General features: G+C 69.5%; 19 protein-coding genes, 2 tRNA genes and 1 pseudogene. 13 read left to right on the forward strand and 9 right to left on the reverse strand.

Annotation, left to right across the window (positions count from 1 at the left end):
* The 6 genes from ACFWP5_RS48230 to ACFWP5_RS48255 form a co-directional block, all read right to left on the reverse strand.
* On the reverse strand, positions 1-976 hold a 976-nt coding region (locus ACFWP5_RS48230), incomplete at its 3' end, for a sensor histidine kinase (protein WP_384172372.1).
* Between the two features lie 38 nt (positions 977-1,014).
* Complete coding sequence (locus tag ACFWP5_RS48235) at positions 1,015-1,791, reverse strand: ABC transporter permease (protein WP_384172375.1); 777 nt, start codon at positions 1,789-1,791, stop codon at positions 1,015-1,017.
* Entirely contained in the window at positions 1,788-2,726 is a 939-nt protein-coding gene (locus tag ACFWP5_RS48240) for an ABC transporter ATP-binding protein (protein WP_384172378.1), read from the reverse strand. The genes ACFWP5_RS48235 and ACFWP5_RS48240 overlap by 4 nt, the downstream gene beginning before the upstream one ends.
* 139 nt (positions 2,727-2,865) lie before the next feature.
* A tRNA-Gly gene (locus tag ACFWP5_RS48245) sits at positions 2,866-2,941 on the reverse strand.
* A gap of 83 nt (positions 2,942-3,024) precedes the next feature.
* A tRNA-Gly gene (locus ACFWP5_RS48250) sits at positions 3,025-3,096 on the reverse strand.
* A gap of 139 nt (positions 3,097-3,235) precedes the next feature.
* On the reverse strand, positions 3,236-3,553 hold the full coding sequence (locus ACFWP5_RS48255) for an Lsr2 family protein (RefSeq protein ID WP_384172381.1): 318 nt from the start codon (positions 3,551-3,553) through the stop codon (positions 3,236-3,238).
* Positions 3,554-3,935: 382 nt separating this feature from the next.
* Between ACFWP5_RS48255 and purS the strand changes: the two genes are divergently transcribed.
* Genes purS through purL form a run of 3 tightly spaced genes read left to right on the forward strand, consistent with a single transcriptional unit; the run spans position 3,936 to position 7,149 of the window.
* Positions 3,936-4,199, forward strand: coding sequence for a phosphoribosylformylglycinamidine synthase subunit PurS (gene purS / locus ACFWP5_RS48260; protein ID WP_015659417.1), 264 nt, complete (start codon positions 3,936-3,938; stop codon positions 4,197-4,199).
* Complete coding sequence (purQ, locus tag ACFWP5_RS48265) at positions 4,196-4,876, forward strand: phosphoribosylformylglycinamidine synthase subunit PurQ (protein WP_384172384.1); 681 nt, start codon at positions 4,196-4,198, stop codon at positions 4,874-4,876. Before purS ends, purQ begins: the two co-directional genes overlap by 4 nt.
* On the forward strand, positions 4,873-7,149 hold the full coding sequence (gene purL, locus ACFWP5_RS48270) for a phosphoribosylformylglycinamidine synthase subunit PurL (RefSeq protein ID WP_384172387.1): 2,277 nt from the start codon (positions 4,873-4,875) through the stop codon (positions 7,147-7,149). Before purQ ends, purL begins: the two co-directional genes overlap by 4 nt.
* A 70-nt stretch (positions 7,150-7,219) precedes the next feature.
* Here the strand turns inward: purL and ACFWP5_RS48275 are convergent, their stop codons facing one another.
* The gene (locus ACFWP5_RS48275) at positions 7,220-8,065 is read right to left on the reverse strand and encodes a helix-turn-helix transcriptional regulator (protein WP_384172390.1); all 846 of its coding nucleotides are present in this window, start codon (positions 8,063-8,065) and stop codon (positions 7,220-7,222) included.
* Positions 8,066-8,206: 141 nt separating this feature from the next.
* Here ACFWP5_RS48275 and ACFWP5_RS48280 point away from each other — a divergent pair, with 141 nt between their 5' ends.
* Positions 8,207-8,968 carry an SDR family oxidoreductase gene (locus ACFWP5_RS48280; protein ID WP_384172393.1) on the forward strand — a complete coding sequence of 254 codons (762 nt, stop codon included), beginning with the start codon at positions 8,207-8,209 and terminating at the stop codon, positions 8,966-8,968.
* A gap of 17 nt (positions 8,969-8,985) precedes the next feature.
* Here the strand turns inward: ACFWP5_RS48280 and map are convergent, their stop codons facing one another.
* The gene (gene map / locus ACFWP5_RS48285) at positions 8,986-9,753 is read right to left on the reverse strand and encodes a type I methionyl aminopeptidase (RefSeq protein WP_384172396.1); all 768 of its coding nucleotides are present in this window, start codon (positions 9,751-9,753) and stop codon (positions 8,986-8,988) included.
* 64 nt (positions 9,754-9,817) lie between these two features.
* On the opposite strand from map, the gene ACFWP5_RS48290 reads away from it, so the two are divergent.
* The 5 genes and pseudogenes from ACFWP5_RS48290 to ACFWP5_RS48310 all read left to right on the forward strand — a co-directional run bounded on the left by ACFWP5_RS48290 (position 9,818) and on the right by ACFWP5_RS48310 (position 11,309).
* The gene (locus tag ACFWP5_RS48290) at positions 9,818-10,093 is read left to right on the forward strand and encodes a helix-turn-helix domain-containing protein (protein WP_384172399.1); all 276 of its coding nucleotides are present in this window, start codon (positions 9,818-9,820) and stop codon (positions 10,091-10,093) included.
* 229 nt (positions 10,094-10,322) lie between these two features.
* Complete coding sequence (locus ACFWP5_RS48295) at positions 10,323-10,535, forward strand: helix-turn-helix domain-containing protein (RefSeq protein WP_384172402.1); 213 nt, start codon at positions 10,323-10,325, stop codon at positions 10,533-10,535.
* Positions 10,514-11,098: a DUF5753 domain-containing protein gene (locus ACFWP5_RS48300; RefSeq protein WP_384172405.1), complete on the forward strand. Its 585-nt coding sequence runs from the start codon at positions 10,514-10,516 to the stop codon at positions 11,096-11,098. The genes ACFWP5_RS48295 and ACFWP5_RS48300 overlap by 22 nt, the downstream gene beginning before the upstream one ends.
* Positions 11,095-11,169: pseudogene (locus tag ACFWP5_RS48305) on the forward strand (hypothetical protein); the annotation flags it as partial. The gene ACFWP5_RS48300 and the pseudogene ACFWP5_RS48305, both read left to right, overlap by 4 nt.
* 8 nt (positions 11,170-11,177) lie before the next feature.
* Positions 11,178-11,309, forward strand: coding sequence for a DUF397 domain-containing protein (locus ACFWP5_RS48310; protein ID WP_384172408.1), 132 nt, complete (start codon positions 11,178-11,180; stop codon positions 11,307-11,309).
* 334 nt (positions 11,310-11,643) lie between these two features.
* On the opposite strand, the gene ACFWP5_RS48315 is transcribed toward ACFWP5_RS48310, so the two are convergent.
* Positions 11,644-12,255, reverse strand: coding sequence for a TetR/AcrR family transcriptional regulator (locus ACFWP5_RS48315; RefSeq protein ID WP_384172411.1), 612 nt, complete (start codon positions 12,253-12,255; stop codon positions 11,644-11,646).
* Between the two features lie 144 nt (positions 12,256-12,399).
* Between ACFWP5_RS48315 and ACFWP5_RS48320 the strand changes: the two genes are divergently transcribed.
* The 4 genes from ACFWP5_RS48320 (at position 12,400) to ACFWP5_RS48335 (ending at position 14,214) form a co-directional block, all read left to right on the forward strand.
* Positions 12,400-13,134 (forward strand): SDR family NAD(P)-dependent oxidoreductase, encoded by a 735-nt coding sequence (locus ACFWP5_RS48320; protein ID WP_384172414.1) that lies wholly within the window; start codon positions 12,400-12,402, stop codon positions 13,132-13,134.
* A gap of 33 nt (positions 13,135-13,167) precedes the next feature.
* Positions 13,168-13,794 carry an NADPH-dependent F420 reductase gene (locus ACFWP5_RS48325; RefSeq protein ID WP_384172417.1) on the forward strand — a complete coding sequence of 209 codons (627 nt, stop codon included), beginning with the start codon at positions 13,168-13,170 and terminating at the stop codon, positions 13,792-13,794.
* A gap of 67 nt (positions 13,795-13,861) precedes the next feature.
* A complete protein-coding gene (locus ACFWP5_RS48330; RefSeq protein WP_384172420.1) occupies positions 13,862-14,008 on the forward strand; it encodes a hypothetical protein in 147 nt (48 codons plus the stop codon).
* A gap of 20 nt (positions 14,009-14,028) precedes the next feature.
* Positions 14,029-14,214 carry a hypothetical protein gene (locus ACFWP5_RS48335; protein WP_384172423.1) on the forward strand — a complete coding sequence of 62 codons (186 nt, stop codon included), beginning with the start codon at positions 14,029-14,031 and terminating at the stop codon, positions 14,212-14,214.
* Positions 14,215-14,354 lie beyond the last annotated feature (140 nt).

The following is a 14,354-nucleotide window of genomic DNA, read 5'->3' on the forward strand; positions in this document are numbered from 1 at the left end:
GCACATTGGTCGTCGCCTCGCGTACCACCCACCCGAGCGCCGACTGCACCTCGACCGGCAGCCCCGCCGCGTCGCCGGTCACCTCGCACTCGATGCCTGCGGCGGCCAACACGCCTCGCGCACCGGCGAGTTCGAGTCTGAGGTCGGCCTCGCGGTATCCCCGTACGACATCGCGCACCTCACGTTGGGACTCCCGGGCGATCCGCTGGACCTCGATCATCTGCTCCACGGCCTCGGTGCGCCCTCGCCGGGCCAACTGCACGGCGAGTTCGCTCTTCAACGCGATCACCGACAGGTTGCGGCCCATCACGTCGTGCAGGTCGCGGCCGAACCGGAGCCGTTCCTCGGCGACGGCGAGGCGGGCGCGGGTCTCGCGGGCCTCGTCGAGTTCGTAGACGGCGTCGAGAAGCCAGACGGAGAACGCGGCGGTGAAGGCGAGGCCGCCGCCGGTGAGGAGGACGGCCAGCGCGGTGCCGAGCGCGGCCGGGGCGGCCACCCCCAGCGGGAGCTGTGCGACCAGCGTGCCGCCGACCGCACCCGCCACCACCGCGAGGACCTGCCGCTGCCCGCGCACCCCGAGCGTCAACGTCCCGGCGCCGAAGCCCAGCACACCCACGAAGAGCGTGCTCGCGGCGGCCCGCACGTGGTCGTCACCGGGACCCCGTTCCCGTAGGACGAGCGCGACGACGGCGATCAGCGCGGTCACCGAGCCGAGGAACCACATGAGCTGTACGGGCCGCGCTCGCCGGTCGCGCGTCCAGTCGAGCGCCCGGGAGGCGGTGGCGGAACAGAGCAGCGCGTGCACGGTCACGGCGGTCGCCATCCAGGTCGCGGTCCCCACCCCGACCTGCGCGAACAGCGGCAGCCCGACCGCCGCGACCTCGACGACGGCGAAGAAGTGGAAGGACCACCGGGTGTACGCCTCGACCTTCCCGGGCGTGCTCTTCCGCCCCCACCAGCCACCGGATGCCTGCATCTCTTGGTGCTCCCCGTGCTCCCCGTGCTTCCCGTACCTCAGCGCCGCGGTTCCCACCGGAACCACCGCCGTACAGCAAACACCGCGAGGACGGTCCAGGCCAGCGCGGTCAGGACGGCGCTCAGGGCGTCGTAGCCGGACAGGTCGCCGTTCCAGCCGCCGCTGATCAGCCGGATCGCGGGGGAGAGCGGGAGGAACTGGCAGACGTCGGCGACCCGGTCGGGCAGGAGCTGCAGCGGGATGATGATCCCGGAGCCGAGCATGGACGCGAACAGCACCGGCAGCGCGGTCACCTGGGCGCTCTCCGCCGTCCTGGTGACAGTCGCCGTGAGGGCGGCCAGCGCGGCGGACAGGAAGAGGCCGAACAGCAGCCCCAGGACGACGAGTTGGGGCATCGCGGGCGCCCCCGCGTCGAGCAGCAGCACGCAGGCCGCGGCCAGGAGCACGGACTGCACGAACCCGACGCACACCGCCGGCAGCGCGGTCCCCGCGAGGATCTCGGCGTCGCCCAGCTCCCCGGTGCGCAACCGCTTGAGGACCAGTTCCTCCCGCCGCGAGACGAAGGCGCTCACCAACGACGAGTACACGGCGAAGAGCAGCGAGAACCCGATCGCGGCGGTGAGCATCACCGCGCCGACCGTCAGCCCCTCGCCCTTGAGGTTCATCTGGTCGACCGCCGGCCGCACGCTGAACGGCAGAGCCAACGGCACGAGCAGCGCCGTGACCACCGCACTCCGGTTCCGCCCCAGCAACGCCAGCTCGGCCCGCCCCAGCGCCCGCAACCGCCCGACCGGAGTAGTCGTCATCGCACTCATGCAGCCACCTCCTGCTCACGGGCGATCCCCAGAAACGCCTCTTCCAGCGAGGCCGACCGCACCTCAAGCCGCCGCAACTCGATCCGCGCCCCCTCGGCCCACACCAACAACCCGGTAGCCGCCCGCTGCAACTCATGCGTCTGAAGCCGTACGACCCTCCCGGCCACCTCGTGCCCGACGACCCCCAGTTCGCCGAGCGGCGGCAGGTCCCCCACGAAGTAGCCCGCGGGCAGTTCGAAGGAGATCCGCGACGGCCGCCCCGCCGTCACCTCGGCCGGTGTCCCGGTGACCGCGATCCGGCCCTCGCTGAGGATCGCGAGCCGGTCGGCGAGCCCCTCCGCCTCCTCCAGGTAGTGCGTGGTCAGCAGCACGGTCGTACCGCCGTCCCGCAGCGCCCGCACCAACTCCCAGGTGTCCCGGCGCCCTTCGGCGTCCAGCCCGGTCGTCGGCTCGTCGAGGAACAGCACCTCGGGCTCCCCGAGCAGCGCGAGCGCGAGATCGAGCCGCCGCCGTTCACCCCCGGACAACTGCTTCACCCGTACGTCCGCCCGCCGCGCGAGCCCGACCAGCGCGAGCGCCTTCGACTCGGGCCGGGCCCCACTCGTACAGCCGGCCCACATCCGCGCGGTCTCGGCGACGGTCAGCTCGGACGGAAACCCGCCCTCCTGCAACATCACCCCGGTACGCGGCCGTACGGCGGCCCGCTCGCTGTGGGGATCGTGGCCCAGGACGCGCACCCGCCCGCCGGAGGCCGGCGCGAGCCCCTCAAGAAGTTCGACCGTGGACGTCTTGCCCGCGCCATTGGTGCCCAGGAGCGCGAAGACCTCCCCGCGCCGCACGGAGAAGGTGATCCCCCGCACAGCCTCGAACCCGCCCCCGTACACACGGCGTAGGTCAGTGACCTCAATCACGTGTTCGTGTTCGTTGGTATCCATGACTTCAGCGTCGCCGCGGCGGAGGCTCGGCAGCAGTGCGCGGTGTCATCACTCGGCATGACAAATGTCAGACGGGGACGATCTGTTGATGCGATCGGGCATAGCAAAGACCCCGGTCCACTGGACCGGGGTCTTTCGCTGGAGCGGACGACCAGGTTCGAACTGGCGACCTCAACCTTGGCAAGGTTGCGCTCTACCAACTGAGCTACGTCCGCATTGCCTCCGACCAGCTCTCACTGATCGGCGCGAGCACCAGCCTACCCGATCCACAACAGTGGTCCGAACGGTGATGCTGCAGAGCGGGTGACAGGAATTGCACACTGCGCCTTCCTCCTGGAAGGAGGATGTTCTGCTACTGAACTACACCCGCGTGTACTCCGTGAGCTGGGCCTTTCGGCCTCGCCCCTCGGCGTGCTCCGAACTCTAGCTGACCGGGAGGGGTGCAGCGCAAGTCGGTTGCCCCGAGGGGCCGATGACCGGCCGTCGGCCCAGCTTTCACACGGCGTCGGTCACCGCGCGGCGGCGAACGCCTCGTAGACCTTCTTGGGGATGCGTCCGCGCGCCGGCACGTCCATCTTGTTCGCCTGGGCCCAGGCCCGGACGGCCGCCGGGTCGGGGGCGACCTCGGTCTGGCGGTAGGCCTTGCCCGACCTCGACCGCTTGCGACCTGCGTCCACGTAGGGCGCGAGCGCCTTACGCAGTTTCTTGGCATTGGCTTGATTCAGGTCGATCTCGTACGACTTGCCGTCGAGCCCGAAGGCGATCGTTTCCGCCGCTTCCGAGCCGTCGATGTCGTCAAAGAGAGTGACCACGACCTTCTGCGCCACGAATATCGGTCCCTTCGTGCGACACCTGAAACCGCACTATCCGCAGGGGTGCACGGAGGCGCCACGGAGGTGCGGAGATGTCGACTGTCCGCCTGTTATTGGGCAAAGTATCGGCTATTGCCAATTCATTTGTACAGTGCCCGGCAATGCAATGTGAAGCCCGACTAAATCTTCCCGCGTGTCTCCGCGCAATAGGGAACCGGGATCGATCCGGGATCTTTCCCTGAACTTTTCGTGAAGACCCCCGCCCGACACCGGATCGTGATGGTCCTCACGTAGATTCCTACAACTCTACCCGCGTAGAAATTTTGTGCGGGTAGTCTGAAGTCACCTGTCGAAGACCCGCAGGAACACGCTCAGCACCACAACACCGGGAGTGCCAGTGGCACGCGTCGTAGTCGACGTCATGCTCAAGCCGGAGATCCTCGACCCCCAGGGCCAGGCGGTCCAGCGTGCGCTGCCACGCCTGGGTTTCGAAGGCATCTCCGACGTACGTCAGGGAAAGCGATTCGAACTGGAAGTTGACGGACCGGTCGACGAGGCAGCGCTCGCCCGCATCCACGATCTTGCGGAATCCTTCCTCGCCAACACGGTGATCGAGGACTTCACCGTCAAGGTGGAAGAAGTGGCGGAGGCGGCCAAGTGACCGCTCGTATTGGCGTCGTCACTTTCCCCGGCAGCCTGGACGACCGCGACACCCAGCGCGCGATCCGTCTCGCCGGCGCCGAACCGGTAGCCCTCTGGCACAAGGACAAGAACCTCCACCAGGTCGACGCCGTCGTCCTCCCGGGCGGTTTTTCCTACGGCGACTATCTGCGCGCGGGCGCCATCTCCCGTTTCTCGCCGGTGATGGAGACGGTCATCGAGCAGGCGAAGTCGGGACTCCCCGTCCTCGGTATCTGCAACGGCTTCCAGATCCTCACCGAGGCGCACCTCCTCCCCGGCGCGATGCTCGGCAACAACCACCTCCACTTCATCTGCCGTGACCAGAAACTGCGGGTGGAGAACGCGGACACCGCCTGGACCAGCGACTACGTGTCCGGCCAGGAGATCCACATCCCGCTGAAGAACATGGACGGCCGCTACGTCGCCGACGAGCACACGCTCGACGAGCTGGAGGCGGAGGGCCGAGTCGTCTTCCGCTACGTCGACGTCAATCCCAATGGCTCCCTTCGGGACATCGCGGGCATCACGAACGCCGCCGGGAACGTCGTAGGCCTCATGCCCCACCCCGAGCACGCCGTCGAGGCGCTCGTCGGGTCCGGTCGCACCGACGGCCTCCCCTTCTTCACCTCGATCCTCAAGAAGCTGGTCAACGCATGAGCCGGACGCCTCTGGACACGGTCGAGCACGCGGCCGAGACCCCCGACGTCGAGCTGCCCTGGGCCGAACTCGGCCTGAAGAAGGACGAGTACGAGAGGGTCGTGGAGATCCTCGGCCGCCGGCCCACCGGCGCCGAGCTCGCCATGTACTCGGTCATGTGGTCCGAGCACTGCAGCTACAAGTCCTCCAAGGTCCACCTCCGCCAGTTCGGCGAGAAGGCCCCGCAATCCGACGCGCTGCTCGTGGGCATCGGCGAGAACGCGGGCGTGGTGGACGTCGGCCAGGGCTACGCGGTCACCTTCAAGGTCGAGTCGCACAACCACCCCTCCTACGTCGAGCCCTACCAGGGCGCGGCCACGGGCGTCGGCGGCATCGTGCGCGACATCATCGCGATGGGCGCCAGGCCGGTGGCCGTGGTCGACCCGCTCCGCTTCGGCGCGGCGGACCACCCCGACACCAAGCGCGTCCTCCCGGGCGTCGTCGCGGGCATCGGCGGCTACGGCAACTGCCTGGGCCTGCCCAACATCGGCGGCGAGGTCGTCTTCGACGCCTGCTACCAGGGCAACCCGCTGGTCAACGCCGGCGCCATCGGCGTCATGCGCCACGAGGACATCCACCTCGCGAAGGCCTCCGGCACGGGCAACAAGGTCATCCTCTACGGCGCCCGCACGGGCGGCGACGGCATCGGCGGCGCGTCGATCCTCGCCTCCGAGACCTTCGACGACGCGAAGCCGTCGAAGCGTCCGGCCGTCCAGGTGGGCGACCCCTTCCAGGAGAAGCTCCTCATCGAGTGCACGCTGGAGGCCTTCGCCGAGAAGCTGGTCGTCGGCATCCAGGACCTCGGCGCGGCCGGACTCTCCTGCGCCACAAGCGAGTTGGCGTCCAACGGCTCCGGCGGCATGACGGTCACGCTCGACGACGTACCCCTCCGTGACTCCACGCTCTCGCCCGAGGAAATCCTCATGAGCGAGTCGCAGGAGCGGATGTGCGCGGTCGTGGAGCCGGCGAAGGTGGACCGCTTCCTGGAGATCTGCGAGAAGTGGGACGTCATCGCCACGGTCATCGGTGAGGTGACCGACGGCGACCGCCTCGAAATCTTCTGGCACGGCGGCAAGATCGTGGACGTCGACCCGCGCACGGTCGCGCACGACGGCCCGGTCTACGAGCGTCCGTACGCCCGCCCGCCCTGGCAGGACGCGCTCCAGGCGGACGACGCCAACAAGCTCGCGCGGCCGTCGACTTCGGAGGAGCTGAAGTCCCAGGTCCTGGCGTTGGTGTCGTCGCCGAACCAGGCGTCCAAGAAGTGGATCACGTCTCAGTACGACCACTTCGTGCAGGGCAACACGGTGCTGGCGCAGCCCGAGGACTCGGGCATGATCCGCATCGACGAGGAGACCGGCCTCGGGGTCGCCATCGCGACGGACGGCAACGGCCGGTACGCGAAGCTGGACCCGTACGCGGGTGCGCAGTTGGCGCTCTCGGAGGCCTACCGCAACGTGGCGACGACGGGCGCGAAGCCCCTCGCGGTCTCCGACTGCCTGAACTTCGGTTCGCCCGAGGACCCGGCGGTGATGTGGCAGTTCGCGGAGGCGATCCGTGGACTGGCCGACGCCTGCCAGCAGTTGGGCACGCCGGTGACGGGCGGCAACGTCTCCCTGTACAACCAGACGGGCGACGTGGCGATCCACCCGACCCCGGTCGTGGCGGTGCTGGGAGTCATCGACGACGTGGCGCGTCGCACGCCGGTCGCCTTCCAGGAGGAAGGGCAGCTGCTCTACCTTCTCGGCGACACGCGTGAGGAGTTCGGGGGCTCGGCCTGGTCGCAGGTCGTCCACGACCACCTCGGCGGCCTGCCCCCGAAGGTCGACCTGGAGCGGGAGCGGCTGCTGGCCGAGATCCTGATCTCCGCGTCCCGCGACGGGATGATCGACTCGGCGCACGACCTGTCGGACGGCGGTCTGATCCAGGCGGTAGTGGAATCGGCCCTGTTGGGCGAGAAGGGCGCACGCCTGATCGTCCCGGACGGTCTCGACGCGTTCACGTTCCTCTTCTCGGAGTCGGCGGGCCGCGCGGTGGTCGCGATCCCTCGCTCGGAGGAGCTGCGCTTCAACGACATGTGCGGCGCGCGGGGTCTCCCGGTCACGCGCATCGGTGTCGTCGACGGCACTGTGGCTGATTCAAATGCAGTGGTGGACGTACAGGGCGAGTTCGCACTCTCCCTGGAGGAGCTGCGCGAGGCGCACGAGGGGACGATTCCGGCGCTGCTGGCGTAACACCCACGTACGGAGAGGGCGTTCGTGGGACGGTCGCGGTGACCGTCCCCCGAACGCCTTTTTCATGCGCTCAGTTCGTCCCCGTCGAATCGGGCAGGGCGAGCGTCGTGAGGAGCCGTAGCTTCTCGTCGCTGTCGGTGTCCTTGTCGGGGTAGTAGACGACGAGGATGACGTCCTCGACGGGGAGTTTGTCGCGGTGCAGCCGTAGGTCGCCGACGACGGGATGGTGGACGGTGGTGGTGCCGCCGTCGAGGTTGCGGACGTCGTGCCGGGCCCACAGGGTGCGGAACCGCGCGCTGGACAGGGCGAGTTCGCCGACGAGTTCGACGAACCGGGGGTTGTCGGTGTCGTCCCCGATGGTGGTGCGCAGCGCGGCGACGAAGCCGGCGGCGGCCTGCGGCCAGTCCTGGTGGAAGGCCTGTTCCTCGGGGTCGAGGAAGAGCGAGCGCAGCCGGTTCTGGCCGGGCCGCAGACGCGGGGAGAACGCGACGGCCATGGGGTTGGAGGCCAGGACGTCGAAGGCGCGGCCCTCGACGAACGCCGGGATCTGCAGATGGGCGAGGAGCTGGTGCACCCGCGCCGGTACGTGCTCGGGGCGCTTGCGGCGCGGTGCCCTGGGGCGGGCCGCCGCGAGGCCGAGCAGATACGTCCGCTCGACGTCGTCCAGCCGCAGGACGCGCGCGAGTGCGTCGAGGACCTGGGGCGAGGGGTTCTTGTCGCGGCCCCGCTCCAGGCGCAGGTAGTAGTCGGCGCTGATTCCGGCGAGCAGGGCGACTTCCTCACGGCGCAGTCCGGGCACGCGGCGGTTGCCGCCGGCCGGGATCCCCGCCTGCGCGGGGGAGACCAGCTCTCGCCGGGCGCGGAGATAGCTCCCGAGCCGGTTGCCGGATTCCTCGTCGTTCGCGGAGACACCCATGTCGACACGGTAATGCGGCGAGCGGATCTCAGCGGGGGCCCTGACAGGCCCCCGGCCGAAGGGGGCACTGCCCCACCGGGCGGATCCCGCCAAGACTGGCGACCGACGGCAGCACCACTCACCACGTGAAGGGAAGACCTCGTGGATCTCACCAACCGCACGGTTCTCGTCGTCGGCGGGACCTCGGGCATCGGCCGGGAACTGGCCCGCCGGTTCGCCGCGGCGGGCAGCACGGTGGCCGTCGGCGGCCGTAGCGAGAAGGCGCTTGCGCAGCTGGCCGGAGAAGGCTTCGGCACGGTCACCATCGATGTCACCGACGACGACTCCGTCACCCGTGCCCGTGACGCCGTACTCGCGCGCTACCCCGAACTGGACACGGTGGTGACCATGTCGGGGGTCATGCTCATGGAGGACCTGCGCGACCCCGCGCACTTCGAGGCGGCGCGGACGACGGTCGACACCAACCTGCTCGGCACGATCCGGGTGACCGACGCCTTCACCCCGCATCTCGTACGGCGGGGCGCCGGCACCCTCGTCACGGTCACCTCCGGCATCGCCTTCCTGCCGTTCCCGCCGATGCCCACCTACGCCGCGTCGAAGGCCGCGGTGCACGCCTACTCCGAGGCACTGCGCGCGCAGCTCGACGGCACCGGCGTGGACGTCGTGGAGCTGGTCCCCCCGGCCGTAGCCACCGCGGGCCAGGAGAAGGCGAACCCGCACGCGCTGCCGCTGGACGGCTTCGCCACGGAGGTCATGGACCTGCTCGCGGAGGACCCGACCCCCCACGAGATCCTGGTGAAGGGCGTCCACATGCACCGCTGGGCCGAGCGCGACGGCACCTACGACGACCTGGTCGCCCAGCGCTCCAAGGCCCTGGCGATGCTCCCCGGCCGCGAAGGCTGAGGTCAGGGGGCAGGGGGTCAGGGCAGGGTCAGGATGCGGGGCCCGTCCTCGGTGATCGCGACGGTGTGCTCGATATGGGCGGCCCGGCTGCCGTCGGTGGTGCGGAGGGTCCAGCCGTCGGCGGCGGCGTAGTAGTCGTCGTGTCCGCCGGACATGAGCATGGGCTCGATGGCGAGGACCAGTCCGTGCCGGAGGGGGAAGCCGCGGCCGGGCCGTCCCCGGTTGGGGATGTGCGGGTCCTCGTGCATACGGCGGCCGATGCCGTGCCCGCCGAAGTCGGTGGGCATGCCGCAGCGGGCCGCCTTGGCGACGGCGCCGATGGCGTGCGAGATGTCGCCCACGCGGTTGCCGGGGACGGCGGCGGCGATACCGGCGTCGAGCGCGCGCTGGGTGGCGTCGATCAGATCGACGTCGGCGGGCCGGGGCGTACCGACGATGAAGGAGACGGCGGCGTCGCCGGCCCACCCGTCGAGTTCGGCGCCGCAGTCGACGCTGACGAGGTCGCCGTCGCGCAGCCGGTAACCGGTCGGGATGCCGTGGACGACGGCGTCGTTGACCGAGGCGCAGATCACCGCGGGGAACGGGGTGGGGGCGAACGAGGGCTGGTAACCGAGGAAGGGCGAGCCGGCCCCGGCCTTGGTCAGCACCGTGCGGGCCACCTCGTCCAGCTCCTCCAGCGACACCCCGACACCGGCCGCTTCCCGGACGGCCGCGAGGGCCTGCCCCACGACCCGCCCGGCCTCCCGCATGGCGTCCAGCGCCGCGTCCGTCTTGATCTCCACCATGTCCTACGACTCCCAGTCTCCCGCACCGATACCCAATTACTATACCGGTATTAGTATCACGGTCATGGTGAGAACTCCTTTGACCCCGAGGGAACGGCAGCGCGGGGAACGGTTCGGCGCGTTGCTGCGCCGGGCGCGCGGCGATCGCAGCATGGTGGACGTGGCCGCGGCGGCGGGGGTCTCGGCGGAGACCCTCCGCAAGATCGAGACGGGCCGGGCCCCGACCCCGACGTTCTTCACGGTCGCGGCGCTGGCGGCGGCGGTCGGGGTGTCCCTGGACGAACTGGCGGCGGGGTGCGTGCCCGACACGGACTGCGAGGAACAGGCGCTCTCTGCGTGATCCCCTACGGCATCCTCTACGGCTGTGAAGGCCCCGCCCGTTTCGACGGGTGGGGCCTTTTGGTGTGGGGGAGGGGTACGCAGCAGAAGGTGACGGGGGGCCAGGGGCCGCCGAGGCCGGTGGTGGTGAACGGGGGTGTGGGGGTGGGGAGTTGAGGGGCGGGGGTTCGCTCCGTCGGGGTCGGGGTCGGGGGCGGGATCTGGGCCGGGGCATCACGAGGGGCCAGGCGGTGAAGGGGACGAGCGTCTCCGAGTCGACACTGCACAGGGTGGAGCGGGGGTTGACGAGCCTGCCCAGCGTCCAGGACCTCAAGTCGTTGTTGAAGCGGTACGGGGTGAGCGACGAGAGTGACGTGGCGTTCCTGCTGGACGTCCACAAGAACTCGCTGAACCGGGCTGGTGGTCGGTGTACCGCACTTTTATGCCGTCCGGGTTCAACATGAGCGTTGGCCTGGAAGGCGATGCCAAGATCCTCCGGGTCTACCAACCTGAAGTGATGTTCGGCCTGTTCCAGACTCAGGCGTATGCGCGTGCCCAGTTCGAGACGGCGAAGCCTGTCGACGAGCGCACCACGGAGTTCGTGGAGCGGAACATCGAGATTCGCATGCGGCGCAAGGAAGTGATCACGCGCTCCGAGCGGCCGGTGGAGATCCACGCGATCCTCGAAGAGGCCACGCTACGGCGGGTCTTCGGCAGCGCCGAGACCATGCGGGAGCAGTACCAGTACTTGGCGGAACTGGCCTCGCTGGATCACGTGACCGTGCAGATCCTGCCGATGTCCCAGCCTATCTACCGGGCGTCGGGGAACTTCATCCTCATGGATTTTGCGCCGCCACTGCCTACCGTGGTGAGTATGGACACTCCGGAGGGCGCGAGAGTCTCGGACAAGGACACTGAGATCTGGCGCTACGTCCGCAGGTTCGACGCGATGAGGGCCGAGGCTCCCGCGCCTCGGGAGACGCCGCGATTCCTGGAACGAGCAGCACGAGAGTTGGAACAGTCATGAGCAGCCACCCCAATGCCCTCGAACCGGCCCGAGAAGAGGCCTGGTTCAAGTCCTCGTACAGCAGTGACGCGGGCGGCAGTTGCGTCGAGGCCGCCAACTCTCGCCCACCCAAACCCTCGTCGCCGTCCGCGACTCCAAGCTCCCGAACGGCTCCGCCCTCACGCTCCTCCCAGAAGCCTTCACCGCGTTCGTAACTCACGTCCGTACATAGGCGGCGCGGTCGCCACCGACAACCGAACTACCCTCCACCCCACCGGACTTGGGCAACCGCCAAGCCAACACCGCAGCAACCCCCATCAACCCGGCCCCACCCCAGAACACCACCTGCGTCGCATCCACAAGGGCCTGCACGCCGGCCGCGCGAGTGGCCCCCGTCAGATGGGCCAGCCCAGTGATGTCCCCACCGGGCCCGTGCCCGGCGTAGAAACGGGCCAGTTCCGTAAAAGCCGGCAGGTGCGGGCCAGGTGCCGGGCGGCTGGTGTCGCGTACCAGCGGGTGCAGCCGCGCGACCGGCACCGCGTCCAGCCCGGCCGCGGAGTGCCAAGTCAGCTTGGCACTTCCTCCCGTCGCCGGTCATCGCCGGCTGTGGCGGGGATGGCGTTGTCGATGAGGACGGCGGCGATGGCGGCGGCGGTGGGGAAGGCGTCGGCGTTGAGGACCCGGGTGCGGGCCGCGGCGCCGTCGATGAGCAGCGCGAGCTGCTCGCCGAGCTGTTCAGGATCGGCGGCGCCGGCTTCGCGGGCGGTGTCGGCGAGCCGCGCGGCGACGGCTTTCTTGTAGTCGCGTGCGTACTGGGATGCGGGGTGCTCGGGGTCGTGGAGTTCGACGGCGGCGGCGATGTAAGGGCACAGCGGCGTGGTGGGGGGGACGTCAAAGGCCGCGAGGAGCCGTTCGCGGGGCGTGAGGTCGGCGCGGTCGAACACGCCGGACAGAACGGAGGGGTCGAACCGGCGCAGGTACTCGGCGACGAGTTCGTCCTTGCCGCCGAAGTGCTGGTAGGCCGTGCGCTTGGACACCTCGGCCGCCGCGCAGAGCTGGTCCATGCCGGTGCGGCTGATGCCCTGCTCGCGGAACAGCTGCTGGGACGCGCCGAGGATGCGCTCGCGGGCGCCCCGGCCGCGGCGGCGGCCCGTAGGGCCCTTCTCCAACTCCGTCATGGCTCCATCGTACCCCGGCAGGGTAACGACCGGTGTACATAGTTTGCGTCCCGGCCGCCCGCCCCGTAGCGTAAGCACACAGGGCGGTGTACATAACGTCGTCGCCTCAGGTGCACACGGCACCACCGACCCAAGGGAGCGACTATGGGAAAGCTCGACGGCAAGGTAGCGGTCATCACCGGCGGCACCACCGGCATGGCACTGGCCGGCGCGAAGCTCTTCGTCGACGAGGGAGCGCACGTCTTCATCACCGGCCGCCGCCAGGACGCCCTGGACGAGGCCGTGAAGCAGATCGGCCGCAACGTCACCGGCGTCCAGGGCGACGCCGCCGACCTGGACGACCTGGACCGCCTGTACGACACCGTCAAGCGGGAGAAGGGAAGCCTCGACGTCCTGTGGGCCAGCGCCGGAGGGGGCGAGCCCGCCCCGCTCGGCGAGATCACCGAGGCCCACTTCGACACCTGGTTCGGGCTCAACGCCCGCGGCACCCTGTTCACCGTCCAGAAGGCGCTCCCCCTCTTCAACGACGGCGGCTCCATCCTCATGACCGGCTCCAACGCCTCCCTCGGCGCCTTCCCCGGCTGGAGCGTCTACGCCGGCAGCAAGGCGGTCCAGCAGGCCTGGGCCCGCGTCTGGCTCAACGAGCTCAAGGACCGCCGCATCCGCGTCAACGTCCTGACCCCCGGCCAGGTCGCCACCGCCAAGCAGGAAGAACTCTTCGACGAGGCCACCAAGCGCCAGTTCGAGTCCCTCATCCCCCGCGGCCAGATGGGCCACCCCGACGAAATCGCCACCGCCGCCCTCTTCCTCGCCTCCGACGACTCCAGCTACGTCAACGGCATGGAACTCGTCGCCGACGGCGGCACCACCGCCATCTGAACCGGACAACACACAACCAGGGCAGGACATCTCATGAGCAGCAGCATCAGCATCATCGGCACCGGGAACATGGCCCGCACCATCGGCGCGCGGGCGATAGCGGGCGGCAACACCGTCGAGGTCATGGGCCGCGATCAGTCCAAGGCCGCTGACCTGGCCAAGGCTCTCGGCGGCGGCGCCACGACGGGAGAGTGGGGCACCGCCCCGGCCGGGGACATCGTCATCGTGGCCCTGTTGCACGACGGTGTCGTGCCGGTCGTCGCCCAGTACGGAGACGCTCTCGCGGGCAAGGTCATCGTCGACATCAGCAACCCCTTCAACTCCACGTTCGACGGGCTGGCCCACCGCGAGGAGACCTCCATCGCGCAGGAAGCCGCCAAGGTCGCCCCGGCAAGCGCCAGCGTGGTGAAGGCGTTCAACACCATCTTCCGACATGTCCTGGAGAAGGGTCGGCCCGATGTCTTCATCGCCGGCGACAACGCGCAGGCCAAGGCACGTGTGGGAGCGTTCATCAAGAGCCTCGGGCTGCGCCCGCTGGACGTCGGCGGCCTGAAAATGGCGCACTGGCTGGAAGGGGCGGGCTTGCTCACGGTGGGCCTCGCGAACAACGGGGTGGGGAACTTCGACTTCGCCCCCGGCATCACCGAACTTCCCGTCTGAGCAAACGGTTGACGGATCACCGAAAGGTCTCGCCGATGGAGGAGCACTTCGGCGGCAGTCCCTGGAGATGGTCGAGACCCGCGATCCGGCGGTAGGGCCGCACAGCGAACCGTTCGCCCGCCAGCTCCGCGAACTCGTCATGGGGACACCGGTGTTGATGGAGCGCGCGTTCCTGGCCGCGCAGAAAGGCACCGGGACCTGGCCGCCCACCTAGCCGAGGAGACCAGCGACCTCATGCTCGCCACCGTCTCCGCCGCCATGATCAGCGCCGCCCGCAACGCCCTCATCGAGGAGCACTACCGCCGTATCGACGCAGCCGAGCCGGTCACCACGGCAGCCGCCAAAGCCCCCGAACGAGCCGCCCGCGCCTTCACGTTGGTGGAACAAGGGCCAGGCGACTACGCGCGCAAAGCCCCGTGACCACCAGAGAGCCCCCCCACTCCGCCCCACTCCGCCCCACTCGCCCGCACTCGCCGACGAAACGGGAGCGGGCCGTGGCGGTACGGCGCAGCCCGCCGCGTACCTGGTCCCCACCCCTCCAACTGTGGCAACACCAGAGG

It is taken from the genome of Streptomyces sp. NPDC058469, assembly GCF_042721125.1.
Taxonomy (GTDB): Bacteria; Actinomycetota; Actinomycetes; order Streptomycetales; family Streptomycetaceae; genus Streptomyces.

Bases quoted from the DNA above. Each gene is read 5' to 3' on its own strand.
- ACFWP5_RS48235 (WP_384172375.1), bottom strand. From the start codon at position 1,791: ATGAGTGCGATGACGACTACTCCGGTCGGGCGGTTGCGGGCGCTGGGG.
- ACFWP5_RS48240 (WP_384172378.1), bottom strand. From the start codon at position 2,726: ATGGATACCAACGAACACGAACACGTGATTGAGGTCACTGACCTACGC.
- purL (WP_384172387.1), top strand. From the start codon at position 4,873: ATGAGCCGGACGCCTCTGGACACGGTCGAGCACGCGGCCGAGACCCCC.
- ACFWP5_RS48275 (WP_384172390.1), bottom strand. From the start codon at position 8,065: ATGGGTGTCTCCGCGAACGACGAGGAATCCGGCAACCGGCTCGGGAGC.
- map (WP_384172396.1), bottom strand. From the start codon at position 9,753: ATGGTGGAGATCAAGACGGACGCGGCGCTGGACGCCATGCGGGAGGCC.
- ACFWP5_RS48290 (WP_384172399.1), top strand. From the start codon at position 9,818: ATGGTGAGAACTCCTTTGACCCCGAGGGAACGGCAGCGCGGGGAACGG.
- ACFWP5_RS48300 (WP_384172405.1), top strand. From the start codon at position 10,514: ATGCCGTCCGGGTTCAACATGAGCGTTGGCCTGGAAGGCGATGCCAAG.
- ACFWP5_RS48315 (WP_384172411.1), bottom strand. From the start codon at position 12,255: ATGACGGAGTTGGAGAAGGGCCCTACGGGCCGCCGCCGCGGCCGGGGC.
- ACFWP5_RS48320 (WP_384172414.1), top strand. From the start codon at position 12,400: ATGGGAAAGCTCGACGGCAAGGTAGCGGTCATCACCGGCGGCACCACC.
- ACFWP5_RS48325 (WP_384172417.1), top strand. From the start codon at position 13,168: ATGAGCAGCAGCATCAGCATCATCGGCACCGGGAACATGGCCCGCACC.
- ACFWP5_RS48330 (WP_384172420.1), top strand. From the start codon at position 13,862: ATGGTCGAGACCCGCGATCCGGCGGTAGGGCCGCACAGCGAACCGTTC.
- ACFWP5_RS48335 (WP_384172423.1), top strand. From the start codon at position 14,029: ATGCTCGCCACCGTCTCCGCCGCCATGATCAGCGCCGCCCGCAACGCC.